1 pseudogene is annotated in these 1,003 nt (G+C 49.1%); it reads left to right on the forward strand.

The features are described 5' to 3' along the window. Positions 1–1,003: pseudogene (locus ACP45E_RS00405) on the forward strand (M3 family oligoendopeptidase); the annotation flags it as partial.

A 1,003-nucleotide genomic window follows, 5' to 3' on the forward strand; every position in this document is an offset into this window, starting at 1 on the left:
CGCTCTTCCGATCTCTCAAAGCACATGTCGAAAATCGTACTCAAGTGAACGTAATGCAAAACGCGGTGCAAACCTCTGAAGCGGCGGGCACACTGATGGCAACCATCAATACCGTGGCGACTTGCTACGCCTCCGTTGATTCATCGAATGATGTCGCCAAATCACTCATGGGGAGAGTCGCAAAACTTAACTCAGAACTTAACCAAGCCTTTAGTCCTTACCGCGATACCATTACTCATGCTGACGAAGCGTATGTTGAGCAGGTTTTGGCTCATCCTAGCCCGGATGTTTCGGGGCAAGCGTTCCAGTTTGATTGTTTACGACAACTGGCTGATAGCCGGCTCTCAGTGACGGAGGAGCAATTGATTACGGCACTAGAAGTTGATGGAAAAGACGCTTGGGGCAGAATGTATGACAACCTGACTGGAACCCTAGAGGTTACGCTTAAGTACCCAGATGGTTCCAAAGAAATGATGGGGTTCTCTCAAGCGGCAAGTTTGCTTTATGGCTGTGATTTTGAGAAACAACCAGCCGCATGGCAAGCCATTCAAGACGCTATGTCACTGCATCAAGAGAGCTTTGCTTCCATACTCAATGCGTTAGCAGGGTGGCGTCATACAGAGGCAGACAAACGTTCGCACACCCGCGACATCCATTTTCTGGAATCAAGCTTACACGGAAGCCGAATCTCGGAACAAACACTCGATTCTATGATATCCGTTACGAAGTTGAATCGTCACGTGGGGCAAAAAGCGGGATCACTGATGGCGAAAGTGCATGAACTCGATCAAATGCAGCCATGGAACCACTTAGCATCTATGCCTGTACTCGGGGAAGGCGAGGCCACACAGTATACCTTTGACGAGGCAATCGAAATCATTCGAAATGCGTTTTCGGACGTTGATGTCGAAATGGCTGAGTTTGTCGATGTTATGGTCGAAAATGGCTGGATAGATGCCGCGCCGACCCAACAACGCCGTTTGGGCGCTTATTGTACGAAACT

It is taken from the genome of Vibrio genomosp. F10 str. 9ZD137 (assembly GCF_049974785.1).
Classification (GTDB): Bacteria; Pseudomonadota; Gammaproteobacteria; order Enterobacterales; family Vibrionaceae; genus Vibrio.